Here is a 14,138-nt window from a genome sequence, read left to right as displayed (position 1 = left end):
CCAGCTATTTCTGCAGTTCTGCACGGTTCGGCGGGTTGGCCCCGGCGCGGGAGACGGTGATTGCGGCAGCTCGGGCAGCATACTCGATGACTTCCGCCAAGGCTTGGGCGTTGATGTCCCGCAACTCCGTGCGGCGGTGGGCACCATCCAATTCCCGGTCCACGAGACTGGACAGCAGCGCCGCCATAAAGGAATCCCCGGCCCCCACAGTGTCCACGACGTCCACGCCGGGCACCTGACATTCCGCTTCACCGGCTGCACACACAGCCCACGGACCTCCGGCACCCTGCGTCACAACCACGACGGCGGGGCCTTCCGCACCACCCAAGGCCAGCCACTTGCGGGCCGATTCCTTGGGATCAGTGCCCGGATAGAGCCACTCCAGATCCTCATCGGAAGCCTTGATCACGTCAGCCAACCGGACGAACTTCTCCGCCTGCTCACGGGCATGGGCTACATCGCCAATGATGCTGGGCCGACAGTTGGGGTCATAGGAGATGGTGGCGTGCGGATGTGCCGTCACCACGGCATCGAACACATGAGCCTCGCCGGGGGCCAGCATCGTGGCAATTGATCCAGTGTGGAGCAAGGTTGTCCCGTTGAGCATGAACTTACTGGCACTTTCGGCGGCGTCGCCGCTGGTTATCCCGGCAGCACTCCTGCCGTGCCCAGCGGCCAGCGCGGGCAGGGTCCAGTCCAAAGCGAATTCGTAGCTGGCGGCGCCGTCGGAATCCAGTACTGCACGGGCCACGGAGGTGGGCAGTGCATCCGGGGCCAAGGGCACCAGGACATCGTTGGCTTTGAGATGCCCGGTCACCATGTCGCCATAGGCGTCCTGGCCCATGCGTCCCAGGAACTGTACGGGGTGACCCAGCCGAGCCAGGCCCACGGCAACGTTCATGGGGCTTCCGCCCACATGAGGCAACACCGCACCGTCAGCTTGGACAACTTCATCTATCAAGGCTTCGCCAATAACAGTCAACATGGCACAACCCTACGATGCTCCGGCGCTTCGCCGCTCTCCATTAAGGCCTGTGTGAGTGTCGCGCGGCGCAACAAAAGCGTTGCTGCGGTTCGGGATATGCTCTGAAACGGTATTCAACTTTTTGTTTCGACGCACTCGGATGGGCAGATTTCACTGGGCATCGTCGAGTCGCGACCTCCCGGAATCCGCGGCACTGGATCATTCAGTGATTACCTCCTCCATCTCGGCCATGGACGATGCCACCATTGATGCTGCAGTGCAGGGATTGGTGGACCGTGGTGCAGACGGCATCATCTTGGCGGTTCCCATGATCAACTCCAGTCCTGTGGTGGCTAAGATCGGCACCACCACACCCATCGTCATCTTGGACGGTTCACGGGCAGAATCCAGCGAGCTGCTGGTCATTAATCAGGCTCTGGTTGCCGAACTCGCCACAGCGCACCTGTTGGACCTCGGTCATGAGACTGTGTGGCATTTATCCGGCCCGCAGGACTGGATTGAGGCTTTGGATCGCAGCGAAGGATGGCGCCACACGCTTGAACGGGCCGGGCGGTCAGTGCCGCTCGAGTTACACGGCGACTGGACCCCGCAGTCCGGGTACAAGAACGGCCTCTTGGCAGCGCGCATCCCCGAGTTGACGGCCCTGTTCGTCTCCAGCGACGAGATGGCATTCGGTGTCATCAGGGCGCTTCATGAGAGTGGAAAACGCATCCCGGAGGACATTTCCATTGTCAGCGTGGACAACATTGCCCTAGCGGAGTTCAGCTCACCGTCGCTCACCACTGTGGCACAGCCCTTCAAGATGACTGGCAAGCTGGCCGTGCACCGACTGCTGCATACACTTCAGGACTCAAAAGAGCCGGCACCGCCGTTCTCGCTGGTCCCCGAATTGCTGATCCGGTCCAGCACGGGAAAACCGCCCGCTCGGCAGGACAACGGCGTAAAGCCAACTGAAGCGATTCCAAAACTCTGGCCTATGGGATGAATCTTGTGAATTTACGTCACACGCGGCATTGCGTTTCGCCTGCGCCCCACTCTGACGCTTAAGCTCATCTCATGAGCAGTAATTGGGAACGACTTGATGAATCCCTGCGCCCGGCCGTCAGCGCCTCTGTGGCTGACTTCGAACGGACCCGGCCTGAACTGATAAAGATGACAGCTGAGATGGAATCACTCATCCGCGAAGTCCTCTCGGAAGCGGATGACAAGCCGCTGTTTGTCACGAGCCGCACCAAGAGCGTGGAGTCCTTCCGCGAGAAAGCCTCGCGGATGGTGCCGGAACCTGACGCCACCCCGGCTTTGCAGTTCCCCGAGCCGTTGAAGAACCTCACCGACATGGTTGGCGTGCGTGTCATTACCACCCTGCCGGGCGAGAACGCTCAGGCGGCAAACCTGATCAAGCGCCAGCGCAGCATCTTTGACTGCCGTGGCGATACCGAAAAGGACATTGGCTCCATTGAGTCAGGTACCTACGGGTATTCCAGCCGGCACTTAATCCTGCGCACCATCCAGAACGACGCCGTCCGCAGTTACCAGGAGTTGCTGGATCCGGAGACCAAGCCGAACGGCAGCTACTTCTTTGAATGCCAGATCCGCACTATTTTCGCCCACGCCTGGAGCGAGATTGAGCATGATATCCGCTTCAAGTCTCAGGACCCGCGGGCCTGGAGCCCGTACTTTGACCGACAGTTCACCGCCACAGCTGCCATGCTCGAGACGGTGGAGTCAGCATTTTCTGAACTTCATGACAGATATGAGACCGTCACCAGCTATTGGGACACCGACGGCGAGGGAAACGTTTCCCTAACCCCCAACCGGATCAAAGCCGTGTGGCAGACACTGCTGCCGCACGTTGACCGGAAGGCTGACGACGACTGGGGCTGGGCCGCAGAGTTGGTGGCGGCGCATGGGCTCGTGCAGACAGTGGATCTGGCCGCCCTGTTGCAGCCGGAGATCATCTCAAACGTCCGCAAGGCCTTGGAACACAGGTATTCGCCGGGCCCGGACAGGCTGCTGGATGATCTGTTGCTGTGGCAATTTGGCGAAAGCCACATTGATCTCACGGCAGAAGAGCCCGGGACAGAACAAACCCCGCGCCGCGATAGTCTGATCCGCCGTCACCAGCAGATGCAACGCTATCGCAAAGCGCAGGGTTTCTAGTTCAATTCATTTACCAAGGACAATCGTCTGGGCTCTCGACTCATAGCTTCGGGAACTTCTAGCAGTAGTTCTTAGTGGAACTAGCTGCTTAGCAGAGGCGCAGGCCAAGGAAGTTGCAAGGCAGGAAGAACATCCCGTAGGTGCTGGCCACATTACCCGAAATAGCTCCGCCCATTGGCGCGGAAGAGGCCACCGGGGCTGCCGAAATGCTGGTCTCGGGGGCTTCAGAGGTGCTGGCCTGAGCCGGCGAAAGCCCCGGAGCCAAGATGAGTCCGGCGGCAATAACTGCTGCAATGCCCGCGGAAGCAAATGGTTTTTTCATGGAGATGCCTTTTCGGTAGCGGAATTTTGTGCCGCGTTCGGCGACGGTGATCCCAGCTTAGGTCCAAGCGCCCGCCGCCGATACTCCGAAAGGACCATTTGCCCCTATCCTTTTGGATAGTCTTTCGGTACATGTTCCCGATAACACCGCACTTAGGCCTAAGGCAGGAAAGTAAATGGGACGCGGAGCTGACTAAGCGACCAGTCCTGAGCGCAGCGCCGTGACCACCAGCTGCAGGCGGTCACGAGTGGAGAACTTCCTCCCCAACCGCACCAGATGGTACTTCACAGTGGATTCGGAAAGGTAGAGTTCGGCTGCGATCTCGCTGTTGCTGCGCCCATCGCACAACAATTTCAGGACTTCTTCTTCTCGACCTGTCAGCTCAATTGACGTCTCCGCCCGCGTAGCCGGCCGGCTACCGCGAAGATCCTCGATCAGCAGATGCGCTACGGCCGGATCGATGGGGCAATCGCCCGCGTATACGTCTCTGACGGCGGCTACGATTCGTTCAGGCTCGGCATCCTTGACCACATACCCCCCGGCGCCGGCCAAGAGTGCGGCCCTCAGGTGAACGTCAGAGATGTGGCCGGTGACCACCAATATGCCAATCTCCGGATTTTGCGCCACGATGTGTCGGATTGCGGTAACGCCATCCATGACAGGCATCTGGAGGTCAATAAGCAATACGTCTGGCTTGCAGTCCTGGGCGAGGCGGATGGCATCTTCGCCGTTCTCACCCTCGCCGACAACTGCGAGATCCTTGGCTTGAGACAGATAAGTCCGTAGCGCTCCGCGCACGAATTTCTCATCGTCAACAATAACTATGTCAATTGTCTCGTCAGCTTCAGTCATCACACTCATGATGACAGTCTACGTAGCTGTGGCAATGAGGAGAACTGATCCATTCTCCAGGTCAGCGGGAGACGTCCGGGAAGGAGCCTGAGGGCCAGATGCCTGAGGGCTTCGTCTTGCCGTTGACTGTCGCGTTGCGGCTTGTAGTTACATAGTGCGTATTCATAATGATCTCCAAGATCGATTAGGACTAGACGAATCCAACTCCGGCCCTACAACTGCTGCGAAGGCCCGATGCCCCCCAATACAATTGACGCTACGCAGGCAGCCCACGGCATTCAATGCGAAACGGTCGGGACTGTCCTCTTGGAGCATGCTTTTGGTACTCAAAAGGCAAGAATTGGCCACATGGCCAAATCTTGCCTTGAAGTGTTTGAGGGTTTATCCCCGAGGGCTGTCCCACAGAGGTTCGGCAGCCCCTCTGTGCTAGTACTGGTGCAACACTGGTACTAGTGCAACGTTTGGCGATCCTTGAACGGCAAGATGGCGTGGACGCGCCACCAGCCGCCGTCGGGTCCGGAGTCAAGGGTTCCACCCAGGCGCGAGGCCCTTTCCCGCAGTCCAGCCAGTCCAGTGCCGGAGACTGGCAGCCGTGGGTTACCTGGTGTCATTCGATTCCGGATGACTAACTCAAGGTGATCATGAGCCACATTCATGGAAATTTCACACCGCGCACCTTTTCCTGAATGCTTCACAATATTTGTGGCGCTCTCCTGCAGAATCCGCAAGACCGTGGGCCGGATGCCGTTGGGTGTCTGGTCCAGATCTCCTGTGGTTTCTATGCGGGTGGGGCAACCCAAGCCGGTGAGCTGCTTTTGGATATCTGCAAAGCTCATTTCCAAGTCAATGCAAGCTACGCTTGGCCTTAGCCCGGCGTCTTGCGCGGGCGCATCTTCAGATGACCGCTCGTCCGTGCGCATGGCCAGGATCAGCCGGCGTAGATCATCCAAAGAATTTCTGGCCATTGAACCAATCTCGGTGAGGGCATGTTCCTTGGCTAGATCCTCCTTGGAGATCTTGCCAAGGTTTGCCTGCACGGCAATCATGGTCAAACCATGCGTCACAACATCGTGAAGTTCGCGCGCCAACTCTGCACGCTGATCCACGGCAGCGCTAGCGGCAGTCTCGTCGGCTGCTTTTTGATCCAGTGCTACTTGGAGAGCCCGCTCACGGAGTAATTTGATGGCCAAACCCGGCGCGGTGAAGAGTAGTGTGAGGGGAATGTAGCCCCACAACTGCGTCATTCCTATGTGCGCAACGAAGAGCACCCAGATAATCTGCCACACCAAGAAGCCGCCCACCATGATGGTAAGTGAGCGCAGTGAAGCCCGGTATGCTGCCACGGCAATAGCTCCGAAAGCCAGTAACAGTGGTCCACCTATCACAGCTTGCGGCAGCATGGTTGCTAGCTGGAGCACGAAAAGTACGGCGACCCATTGTGGACGGAAGGCTAGCGCCATCCACACGGTCCAATAGGCAAGCGTGCACGAAATCCACAACCACGGGAGTTGTCCCCCAGGGCTGGTCTGGACAGAAAGACGCACGTCGTCAAAGGCTGAGACAGTGACAAAAACAGCAAAGGCGAAGGCCAACCACGGCGATAGTGGCGAACTACCCACCCGCAACAATTCCGCAAGCTTGAAGGTCCGCCACGGTTTGAGGACTCGCGGCAGCTTGGCGATACGGGTGCGGGTAGATTCAGTCACTTGGCAATCGTCCCAGACCCCGGGTGCTACCGCTACCGCAACACAAATCCCACCCCGAGCTCGTCGTCGGCGTCCAGCGTAAATTTCCCCTGGCCTACAGGGAAGGAGCGTCCGCTCACTTCCACCACCAGCCCACCCTCAGGGCCCCCCGCTTGGTCCACCACCCGGGCGGCAAATCGAGAATCAATGATGGAATAGTTCTCCAAAATCTCTCCCTCGGCCAACTCCCCCGCTTCACTGAGCAGCGCCACTCTCGCCGCAGTACCTGAGCCACTGGGCGATCTGGCCACCTGGCCGTCGGCGAAAACACTCACATTGCGCTGCCTCAGCCCTGGCCCGGCGGTTGTCATCGGCTCGTGGAAAATGGTCCCAAATACTCCCTCGAATCCAGTGCTGAAGGGGTGTTGCGTGGCAGGGTTGCCGGCGAGCCCCGCGGCTACCTGATGCCCGGCCGCAATCACCTTGGCCAGGTTTGACGGTGTGACCTCCAGTCCTGCCGCTGCTGCCGGCAATGACGCGTACAGCGCCCCGCTCCAGGCCAGGTCCACGCGCAAGCGCCCAAAGTCGGCAGTTTTGACCTCAATGTCCCTGGCCACCACATAGGAGGGAACATTGTGGAAGGCCACCTCACGGACCTTCCCCTCCGCCATGGTGATCCGTGCCGTAACGCGACCCGAAGGAATATCAATCACAACGTCAGTCTCGCCGTCGTCCGGGGCACGAACCAAGCCGCTGCGCACAGCCCACGTCCCCAAAGCCATGGTTCCGTGGCCACAAACAGTGGAAAAGCCCTCACGGTGCCAGAACAAGGCACCGAAGTGCGCTCCGGGGTCATTGGGTGGCACCACGAACCCGCCATACATATCGGCATGCCCGCGTGGTTCGTTCACCAACAGTTTGCGGATCTTGTTCGCGTCGCCCTTGATAGCGAATTCGCGGCGTTCACGTGCTGTGCCACCCTCGATCACGATGGGCAGCGCCGGCACAATCCGGAAGGGCTCACCTGCCGTGTGATAGTCAAAGGTCTCAATTTCCCACAATGCGGCTTTCACAGCGGTGACTCCCTTGGGGTGACTAACCGTGGCCGGGGCGGGTCCTAGACCACTGCCGCCAATATGGCACGGGGCATCTGGCCTGTCAATGATTCCCCGGGTGATTCATGCGCCATGGCGGCCCGTCCACGCAGCGTCCGGAGTTCCCTGCCAACACAGAAACGCCGGTTATTGCTTTACGGCAGGAACCGGCGTTCTCTCAGGAGTGCTGCCCTGCGGACATGGAGCGGTCGGGGACGGCCAGCCATTCATCCGCACTCATGGATGGGAGCCGATGATTACTTGCTGGAGTCCGGGTGCTGGTCACCAATATGGCCCGGTGCGGTGGCATCGAGGACGCGGGCCACAAACGCACCGTATTCGTCCATGTAGTGCCTCAACAATGCCTCCGTGTCGGCGTTCTTGACCTCACCGTCGTCTCCGTAGTCCGCCGCGTCGAAGCGGATGTAGGCCTCAGGAGAGTTGAGCTGAGGCGCATCGAGGAAGCTCAACACGCTGCGCATCGAGGACTGCATGACTGCGGTGCCAATGCCGCCAGGGGAAGCTCCAATGATGCCTGTGGGCTTGCGGGCAAAGGAGTTTGTCCCCCACGGGCGCGAACCCCAATCGATGGCGTTCTTCAAGGCGCCAGGGATGGACCGGTTGTACTCGGGTGAAATGAAGAGGATCCCGTCGGAGGCTGCGATCGCCTGCTTCAGGGCCTGCCCCGCCGGCGGAAAATCACTATCGAAATCCGAGTTGTACAGTGGCAGGTCCCCAATGGGGATCTCGGTGAATTCAAGCTCAAGGGGTGCCAAACGGATCAGGGCCTTGGAGAGGGTTCTGTTGATGGATCCGCTGGACAGGCTTCCCACGAGATACCCAATTTTGTATGTGGCCATTGCTTTTTCCCTATCTGCCGATGGCACCGGAACGGATTGCTTGGCCGGTCCACGCACCGTATCTAAATGCTGAAGGTTCACGCGATTTCGAGCCTAGTCCAGTGCCGTTGTGGTGACTAGAGTCCTGGAGTGAAACCGTTCGTCGCTGCCAGCAAAGACAACTGGGGCTTGGCACATGGGTAGCGCTACATGGGTAGGGCACCCCATCGACGGAGCTGGCCAATGCGGGATAGATTCTTAGTAATCGCTCAGCCGGACATTCCCGGCCAGAGTGTTACCCCGCGGCAGGACCGCAGAATTTTCTAGCAAAGGATGTACATCGTGGCAATGATTGGTAACGATCCCCAGGACATGGCAGAACTGGTTTCCAAGTTGGCTAACGCCATCGACCAGATCACCTCCGCAATGAGCAACTTGGACGGCAAGGCACAGTCCGTTCGCTGGGAAGGCCCTGACGCCACCCGCTTCAAGGGCACCACCTGGCCCACCTCCAAGAAGCAGCTCAACAACGTCATCCAGGATCTGACTCACGTCAAGTCCGTGGTGAACAAGCAGAAGCAGCAGCAGATCGACGCTTCAAGCTAGTCCCCACCCACCGGCCCGTAAAATCGCTGGCGCGATTTCCCGGGAACCTGGTGGGCGTGGGCCCAAACAACCCGGCATCATAGGGATTGTGGGGCCATCCACTCGCCGGCTCCCACTTGTTGGGGGCCGGTTAGGTGTTTAAGTGCGGCGGTGGCAAGTCTTATGCTCTTCCTTGGTGCGCCGTGGGGTGCTCATGAGGTCCCCTCAAGCCGCCGCAGTGACCGCGTCCAAATGTACTTGTTCCACCATCACCGCGTGCTGCTTGTACTCGGGATGCTTCCGTAGATAGACCTTGATATAGGGGCACACGGGCACTACTTTCAGCCCGGCAGCAATAGTGTCCTCAAGCGCAAAGTGAGCTAGTTTTCCAGCCAAGCCCTGACCTGCATATTCTTCGTCGACAGTGGTGTGGAAAAAAATCCGCTCCTGGCTGGTGTCACGCTCAAATGACAACCAATGCGCCTTGCCAATGATCTTCTCGCCGTCGACAAGCTCGTAGCGATGACGGTCAGCATTTTGACGCACGGTAATGGTTGATTCCTGATCCACGAGTGCTCCTCAATAAGTTTTTTGGCGCGTGTGCCTTAGCCGCGTGGGCGCAGCTGGACGTTGGGCAGGCCCGGCGCCGGCAAGGGATCCGGCATATTGTCGGGGAAGGGTCCAAAGCGCGGGTAAGGGGCCCCGTCAGGGTATCCGCCTTCGACTTCTCCCTGCGGAGCCGGTTCCACGCCAATCTCGCCCTGCCATGCCGCACGATACGCCAGAATTTCCTCATGGGTTCTTCCGATGAAGTTCCACCACATGACGATCTTTTCCCCTAGAGGTTCCCCGCCAATGAGAAGCAGCCGCGCAGGATTCAGGCCAGCTTCCAAGAGCAAGGCTGAACGCCCTGTGGGCAAATATACGAGGTGGTCTACGGGTACTGGCTCACCGTCTAGACGCACATCGCCAGTGTCCAACAGGATGCCGTATTCGAAGCTCGGATTCAGCTCGAGTTCCAGCCGGGATCCGGGACGCAGCACAGCTTCGGCACCGAGTAACGGCGGCGTGTAGGTGGCCACCGGAGACGTTGAACCCGCCAGCGAGCCCAAAAAAACTCGCAACTCTGTGCCCTCACCGCGGACAGGTTCCGGTACGTAGTGTGCAAAGGTTGGTGGCATGTGGCGAGTTGCATCTGGCAGCGCAAACCATAGTTGCGCACCATGCAGGATCGAGGTGTCAGCGGTGGAGAATTCCTGGTGTGAAATGCCTCGGCCGGCAACCATCAGGTTCACCTCGCCAGGCCTTACGACGGCGGCGAATCCCGCCGAGTCAAGATGGTCTATTTTTCCGGAGAACAGCCAGCTGACAGTTGCTAGGCCGGTGTGCGGATGCCGGGGCACATGCATCCCCCCGGAAGTGGGGACCGGATCGGGTCCATAATGATCTACAAAACACCAGGCCCCAATCAAGCTGCGACGCTTCTGTGGCAGGGTCCTGCGAACCTCCATCGCCCGGATCCCACCCAAGGGGACTGCCCGCGGCGGCAGGACCTCCGCGTCACCGATGTTCTGTTCGAACTCGCAAATCACTTCATCAGGTTTGGCCTCGAGGTTGCTCATGGGCCAAGTCTAGAGCCAACACCTCTAGGACTCCCGGTATCCAGCCGAGGAGGCGGGTGGGCCGCCGAGCAGTGCGAGCAGCGGCTGGACCGGGTGGGCCCACGCGCCCGAGGGACCCAAGGTGCAGACGCGCCAGCGGCTGGACTTTGGGAGGGCGTGGGGCCTAGCGGCGGCCGCGCTTGGCAGCCCGAGCCTTGCCGCCCGGGCGACCACCGCCGCGCAGATTAGCCGTGACAGACTTTCCCTTAGCTGCAGGGGTGCGTCCCGACGTCGTACTTTTTCCAGTCTTGGCGCCCTTCTTCGGGGCAGCGTCCTGCTTGGCCTGCACGGAAGGCTGGCGGGAGCTGTTGGCACTGCGCCCGCGGACCACGCCAATGAATTCCTGAATGACTGCCTCATCTTCAGCGGGCAGCGGCTGGAAGGAATCAATCCACGCCAACGCGATGCTGGTCTCGGCAACGCCATGGAGCAACCGTGAACGCAGCGTCTTGCGGCTGAGAAGACGGCCAACAGACATAGGCAGAATCAAGATGCCGAGCCCGGCTTCGACCAGATCCAGGGCTTCTTCGATGGAGGCCATGGGCGGCAAAGGCTTGCGGGTTCCCGCGGCGATTTCGGTGGAAATATCGCGCCATTCCGGGAAATCATCCGGGTTGGCGAGGAGGTATTCGTCGGCCAGATCTTCAACGTTGAGCTCGTCAAAGGCGGCGATGGGGTGGTCCTTGGGCGCGACCACCACGGAGAGTTCATTGTAGAGCGGAATGACGTGCAGACCGGTCTTGTCTACGGGCAGTCGCACGAACGCCATATCGACCTCGCCAGCGCGCACGGCATCCAGCTGCCGGGATTCTGGCACAGGGGTGGACACGAGCGGCACGCCAGGCATGCGCTCCTCCCAGCGGTGGATCCACTTTCCGGGGGTCACACCCGGGACAAAGGTCACTGTAAGTTCGCGGGATTCAGACACCTATTTACCCTAACGCACCGTTTTCCCCTAAACTACCGCCCGCGCACCGGTACCCTTGATGTATGAGCATTAATCCTTCCCCCCAAGCCATGAAATCCGCTACAGCGGCGAAGAAGCTGGGCATCCACCTGCCCGCGGCTCCCGCAGAATTCCAAGAGAACGCGATCAGCCGGGAGGACTTCAAGGTTTTGCAGGACACTCCCCCGGAGTGGCTCGCCGAATTGCGTCGCAGCGGACCGCACCCGCGCCCCGTCATTGCGCAGAAGTTGAACATCTCTATTGGTGGACTTAACCGCTCCAACATCACCGAGGCACTCACGACGGCGGAAATCACCGCGTTGCTGCAGGCTCCCCCGGCATGGTTGGTTGAGGAACGTGCCGTGCACGCCAAGGCTCGCGCCGAAGCAAAGCTGGCCAAGGACCGCGAAGCGGCCCGCCGCCCGAAGAGCTAACCTGCCCTTTCCGGCAGTCAGGCCTCCCGCACAAGGACCTTAAATGCCGCCGTTACTGCTTATTGCCCCCCAGAACAATGTGGGCAATAAGCAGTAACGGCGGCATTTGTGCTTTGAGTTTGTACTTTGAGACCGTCGCTGGAAACGCACCCGCCCCTAGGGGTTGTACGCTTGGCTTCCGCGGCGCAGGACCTTGCCCTTGAAGAACTCCGGGTGACGCCAATTCATGATCAGCATCAAGACTGCGCCCAGCAGAATCACTCCGGCCCCGAGGATGAATACCAGCCCCACTCCGGCAATGTTGGAGCCGGAGCCGTACGCCGGGTCCATGGAGTCGTAGGCGGTCTTGAAGAACATGACCAGCAAGATCACCCCGCCCACCAGTGGGGCCAAGAACTTGAAGAAGAAGCTCCGGATGCCATGGAAGGCCTCTGCCCGGAAATACCATACGCAGGCCAGCGCCGTGATGCCGTAGTAGAAGCAGATCATCATGCCCAAGGCCGTGATGGTGTCCCACAAGGCATTTTCCGAGAGGGTGCGCGTCACAACGTAGAAAGCAGCAGCAGCGATGGCCGCCGCAATGGTGGCGTAGCTGGGCGACTTGTACGTGGGGCTGATCTTGCTGAAGCTTTGGGGCAACGCCTTGTAGTGCCCCATGGACAGCAACGTCCTGGCCGGGGACACAAACGTTGACTGCAACGATGCCGCCGATGAGCTCAAGATGGCCAACGACATCAGAATCGCGAACGGCCCCATAACGGGTCCGGCCAGGACAGCGAAGATGCTGCCCTGATTCTCCGGGTTGCCTGCGCCGAGGCCCTCCGTGCCAATTCCTGCGAACGCCAGCGTGGCCAAGGAGACTGTCATGTAGATGACCATGATGACTACCACCGTGACGGTGGCCGCCCGCCCCGGAGTCTTTTCCGGGTCCTTGGTTTCCTCGTTCATGGTGAGGGTGACATCCCAGCCCCAAAAAATGAAGATGGACAAGGAAACCCCAGCAGCAAACTGGGAGAACGACTCCACAGCGAAAGGGTTGAACCAATCAGCTTGGATGGCCGTGGCGTCAAAGGCCGTGCCGTTGGCAACATGGGCGAATGCAGCTATGGCAAACCAGCCCAGTACCAACAGCTGGAAAGCCACCAAGACGTACTGGAAGGTCTTGGTGGTTTCCATGCCACGGTAGGAAATCCAGCATGCACCGGCAATGAAGACCAACGTGGTGGCGATGTTCAATGGGAGCACGGTTGTCAGATCCGCCAGCGACGGATTTGAGAAGATTTGCGCCAGCATCAGATAGAAAAAGTCCACCGCCACGGCCGCCAAGTTGGAAAGCACAATGATGGTTGCCGCGATCAAGCCCCAACCGCCCATCCAACCGAGCCACGGCCCAAAGGCGCGCGATGCCCACGTGAAGGAGGTCCCGGCGTCGGGCATGGCATTGTTGAGTTCCCTGTAGCCCAGGGCCACGAGCAGCATGGGGATGAACCCCACCAGGAAGATGGCTGGCAGGTGCACGCCCACCTCGGACACTGTGGGGCCTAGGGCGGCCGTCAAAGTATATGCCGGTGCGATGCAGGAAATGCCAATCACGACGGCGCCAATCAAGCCCACCGATCCGGCTTTCAGGCCCTTCTCGCTCAGCCCGGTAGTGGTTTTTGCGGCAGTATCGCGGGTGCTCATAAGATGGCCTCTTCGTCTGGAATTTCGAAGTCGCGCGGAACCACGATCATGGGGACCGGAAGTGCGCGCAGGATGCGGTTGGCGGTGGCGCCTAAGAAGATCGATTTGCTGTGGGCCAGACGGCTGGAGCCAATCATCAACAGCTCACCGTCCTGCCAGTCCAGCCGGTCAACGGCGTCCTCAATGGTTCGCCCGGTGCCAACCACGACGTCGGGCTTAAGCGTTTCCAGTGCGTCGGCGGCCAGTGTGTGGCTGGCTTGGGCAACGCCATTCAGGTGGGCTTGCGCGTCCTGGACGGTGGCATCCGACTCTCCAGGACCTAGCGCCACGAGGGAGACCAGCCGCAAAGGCAGGCAGCGGCGCTTAGCCATCGCCAGAGCAACGGCGAGGACTTCCTGCGCCCCCACGCGAGTGCCGAGCGCGCAGGTCAGTCGCGTAATGGGTTCGGTGCGGCTGTAACCCGACGGGGCAAGAGCCACCGGGACCGTTGAGGCGTGCAGCAAAGAGCTGGCAACCGAACCGATGGAGAACCGCTTGAACAGTCCTGTGCTGCTGGCCCCAATCACCAGCAGCCCAGCCCCCAACTCCTGCGCCGCAGCAATGAGCGCTTCGGCCTCGGATTCTCCGCGCTGGATGTGGGCCTGCGCGGGGACGTCCTCCGGGATCAAGGCCAACCCCTCCTCCACCCATTGCGAAACCTGCTCAGCCAGGATGTCGCCAATGCCCGACACAGGCGGGTAAGCGCCGTTGTAGGGCGAATCTTGGGGCATCACCATGACCAGATCCAAGATGGCCCCCTGACGGCGGGCCAGGGCCACAGCCAGGTTGACGGCATCGCCGCCACGGGCGTTGGCCGTATATCCAACTACATACCGCATAGGGGTCCTCCTCA

Annotated in this window: 15 protein-coding genes; 4 read left to right on the top strand and 11 right to left on the bottom strand. The window is 60.0% G+C overall.

Annotated elements, in window-relative coordinates; genetic code table 11:
* Positions 1-4: 4 nt before the first annotated feature.
* Positions 5-985, bottom strand: coding sequence for a carbohydrate kinase (locus tag CXQ93_RS07420; RefSeq protein WP_104109834.1), 981 nt, complete (start codon positions 983-985; stop codon positions 5-7).
* Between the two features lie 139 nt (positions 986-1,124).
* Between CXQ93_RS07420 and CXQ93_RS07415 the strand changes: the two genes are divergently transcribed.
* Entirely contained in the window at positions 1,125-1,970 is an 846-nt protein-coding gene (locus tag CXQ93_RS07415) for a substrate-binding domain-containing protein (RefSeq protein ID WP_104109833.1), read from the top strand.
* A gap of 71 nt (positions 1,971-2,041) precedes the next feature.
* Positions 2,042-3,145, top strand: coding sequence for a GTP pyrophosphokinase family protein (locus tag CXQ93_RS07410; RefSeq protein ID WP_104109832.1), 1,104 nt, complete (start codon positions 2,042-2,044; stop codon positions 3,143-3,145).
* A gap of 88 nt (positions 3,146-3,233) precedes the next feature.
* On the opposite strand, the gene CXQ93_RS07405 is transcribed toward CXQ93_RS07410, so the two are convergent.
* From CXQ93_RS07405 to CXQ93_RS07385, 5 genes are all read right to left on the bottom strand, one after another.
* Positions 3,234-3,467 (bottom strand): hypothetical protein, encoded by a 234-nt coding sequence (locus tag CXQ93_RS07405; protein WP_104109831.1) that lies wholly within the window; start codon positions 3,465-3,467, stop codon positions 3,234-3,236.
* Positions 3,468-3,659: 192 nt separating this feature from the next.
* Positions 3,660-4,328, bottom strand: a complete 669-nt coding sequence (locus CXQ93_RS07400) for a response regulator transcription factor (protein ID WP_104109830.1) — start codon at positions 4,326-4,328, stop codon at positions 3,660-3,662.
* Positions 4,329-4,768: 440 nt separating this feature from the next.
* Positions 4,769-6,025, bottom strand: coding sequence for a sensor histidine kinase (locus tag CXQ93_RS07395; protein ID WP_104109829.1), 1,257 nt, complete (start codon positions 6,023-6,025; stop codon positions 4,769-4,771).
* Positions 6,026-6,057: 32 nt separating this feature from the next.
* A complete protein-coding gene (locus CXQ93_RS07390; protein ID WP_258068711.1) occupies positions 6,058-7,077 on the bottom strand; it encodes a proline racemase family protein in 1,020 nt (339 codons plus the stop codon).
* Between the two features lie 278 nt (positions 7,078-7,355).
* Complete coding sequence (locus CXQ93_RS07385; RefSeq protein ID WP_104109828.1) at positions 7,356-7,958, bottom strand: NADPH-dependent FMN reductase; 603 nt, start codon at positions 7,956-7,958, stop codon at positions 7,356-7,358.
* 321 nt (positions 7,959-8,279) lie between these two features.
* Between CXQ93_RS07385 and CXQ93_RS07380 the strand changes: the two genes are divergently transcribed.
* Complete coding sequence (locus CXQ93_RS07380) at positions 8,280-8,543, top strand: hypothetical protein (RefSeq protein WP_146073185.1); 264 nt, start codon at positions 8,280-8,282, stop codon at positions 8,541-8,543.
* A gap of 204 nt (positions 8,544-8,747) precedes the next feature.
* Here CXQ93_RS07380 and CXQ93_RS07375 read toward each other — a convergent pair whose 3' ends face one another.
* The 3 genes from CXQ93_RS07375 to CXQ93_RS07365 all read right to left on the bottom strand — a co-directional run bounded on the left by CXQ93_RS07375 (position 8,748) and on the right by CXQ93_RS07365 (position 11,111).
* Positions 8,748-9,092 carry a GNAT family N-acetyltransferase gene (locus CXQ93_RS07375; protein WP_104109826.1) on the bottom strand — a complete coding sequence of 115 codons (345 nt, stop codon included), beginning with the start codon at positions 9,090-9,092 and terminating at the stop codon, positions 8,748-8,750.
* A gap of 35 nt (positions 9,093-9,127) precedes the next feature.
* Positions 9,128-10,144, bottom strand: a complete 1,017-nt coding sequence (locus CXQ93_RS07370) for a pirin family protein (RefSeq protein WP_104109825.1) — start codon at positions 10,142-10,144, stop codon at positions 9,128-9,130.
* Positions 10,145-10,307: 163 nt separating this feature from the next.
* On the bottom strand, positions 10,308-11,111 hold the full coding sequence (locus CXQ93_RS07365) for a substrate-binding domain-containing protein (protein ID WP_104109824.1): 804 nt from the start codon (positions 11,109-11,111) through the stop codon (positions 10,308-10,310).
* An 89-nt stretch (positions 11,112-11,200) separates the two neighbouring features.
* On the opposite strand from CXQ93_RS07365, the gene CXQ93_RS07360 reads away from it, so the two are divergent.
* Positions 11,201-11,563, top strand: coding sequence for a DUF5997 family protein (locus tag CXQ93_RS07360; RefSeq protein WP_181036111.1), 363 nt, complete (start codon positions 11,201-11,203; stop codon positions 11,561-11,563).
* 156 nt (positions 11,564-11,719) lie between these two features.
* On the opposite strand, the gene CXQ93_RS07355 is transcribed toward CXQ93_RS07360, so the two are convergent.
* Together CXQ93_RS07355 and CXQ93_RS07350 are read right to left on the bottom strand one after the other, a co-directional pair.
* On the bottom strand, positions 11,720-13,246 hold the full coding sequence (locus tag CXQ93_RS07355) for an APC family permease (RefSeq protein WP_104109823.1): 1,527 nt from the start codon (positions 13,244-13,246) through the stop codon (positions 11,720-11,722).
* Positions 13,243-14,124: a universal stress protein gene (locus CXQ93_RS07350; protein ID WP_104109822.1), complete on the bottom strand. Its 882-nt coding sequence runs from the start codon at positions 14,122-14,124 to the stop codon at positions 13,243-13,245. Before CXQ93_RS07350 ends, CXQ93_RS07355 begins: the two co-directional genes overlap by 4 nt.
* Positions 14,125-14,138: the final 14 nt, after the last annotated feature.

Origin of the sequence: Arthrobacter sp. N199823 (assembly GCF_002929705.1) — a bacterium.
Classification (GTDB): Bacteria; Actinomycetota; Actinomycetes; order Actinomycetales; family Micrococcaceae; genus Specibacter.
This window is presented reverse-complemented; position numbering and strand designations above follow the sequence as displayed.

Coding starts and splice junctions, on each gene's coding strand:
- CXQ93_RS07420 (WP_104109834.1), bottom strand. CDS start 985: ATGTTGACTGTTATTGGCGAAGCCTTGATAGATGAAGTTGTCCAAGCT.
- CXQ93_RS07415 (WP_104109833.1), top strand. CDS start 1,125: ATGGGCAGATTTCACTGGGCATCGTCGAGTCGCGACCTCCCGGAATCC.
- CXQ93_RS07410 (WP_104109832.1), top strand. CDS start 2,042: ATGAGCAGTAATTGGGAACGACTTGATGAATCCCTGCGCCCGGCCGTC.
- CXQ93_RS07405 (WP_104109831.1), bottom strand. CDS start 3,467: ATGAAAAAACCATTTGCTTCCGCGGGCATTGCAGCAGTTATTGCCGCC.
- CXQ93_RS07400 (WP_104109830.1), bottom strand. CDS start 4,328: ATGAGTGTGATGACTGAAGCTGACGAGACAATTGACATAGTTATTGTT.
- CXQ93_RS07385 (WP_104109828.1), bottom strand. CDS start 7,958: ATGGCCACATACAAAATTGGGTATCTCGTGGGAAGCCTGTCCAGCGGA.
- CXQ93_RS07370 (WP_104109825.1), bottom strand. CDS start 10,144: ATGAGCAACCTCGAGGCCAAACCTGATGAAGTGATTTGCGAGTTCGAA.
- CXQ93_RS07360 (WP_181036111.1), top strand. CDS start 11,201: ATGAAATCCGCTACAGCGGCGAAGAAGCTGGGCATCCACCTGCCCGCG.
- CXQ93_RS07355 (WP_104109823.1), bottom strand. CDS start 13,246: ATGAGCACCCGCGATACTGCCGCAAAAACCACTACCGGGCTGAGCGAG.
- CXQ93_RS07350 (WP_104109822.1), bottom strand. CDS start 14,124: ATGCGGTATGTAGTTGGATATACGGCCAACGCCCGTGGCGGCGATGCC.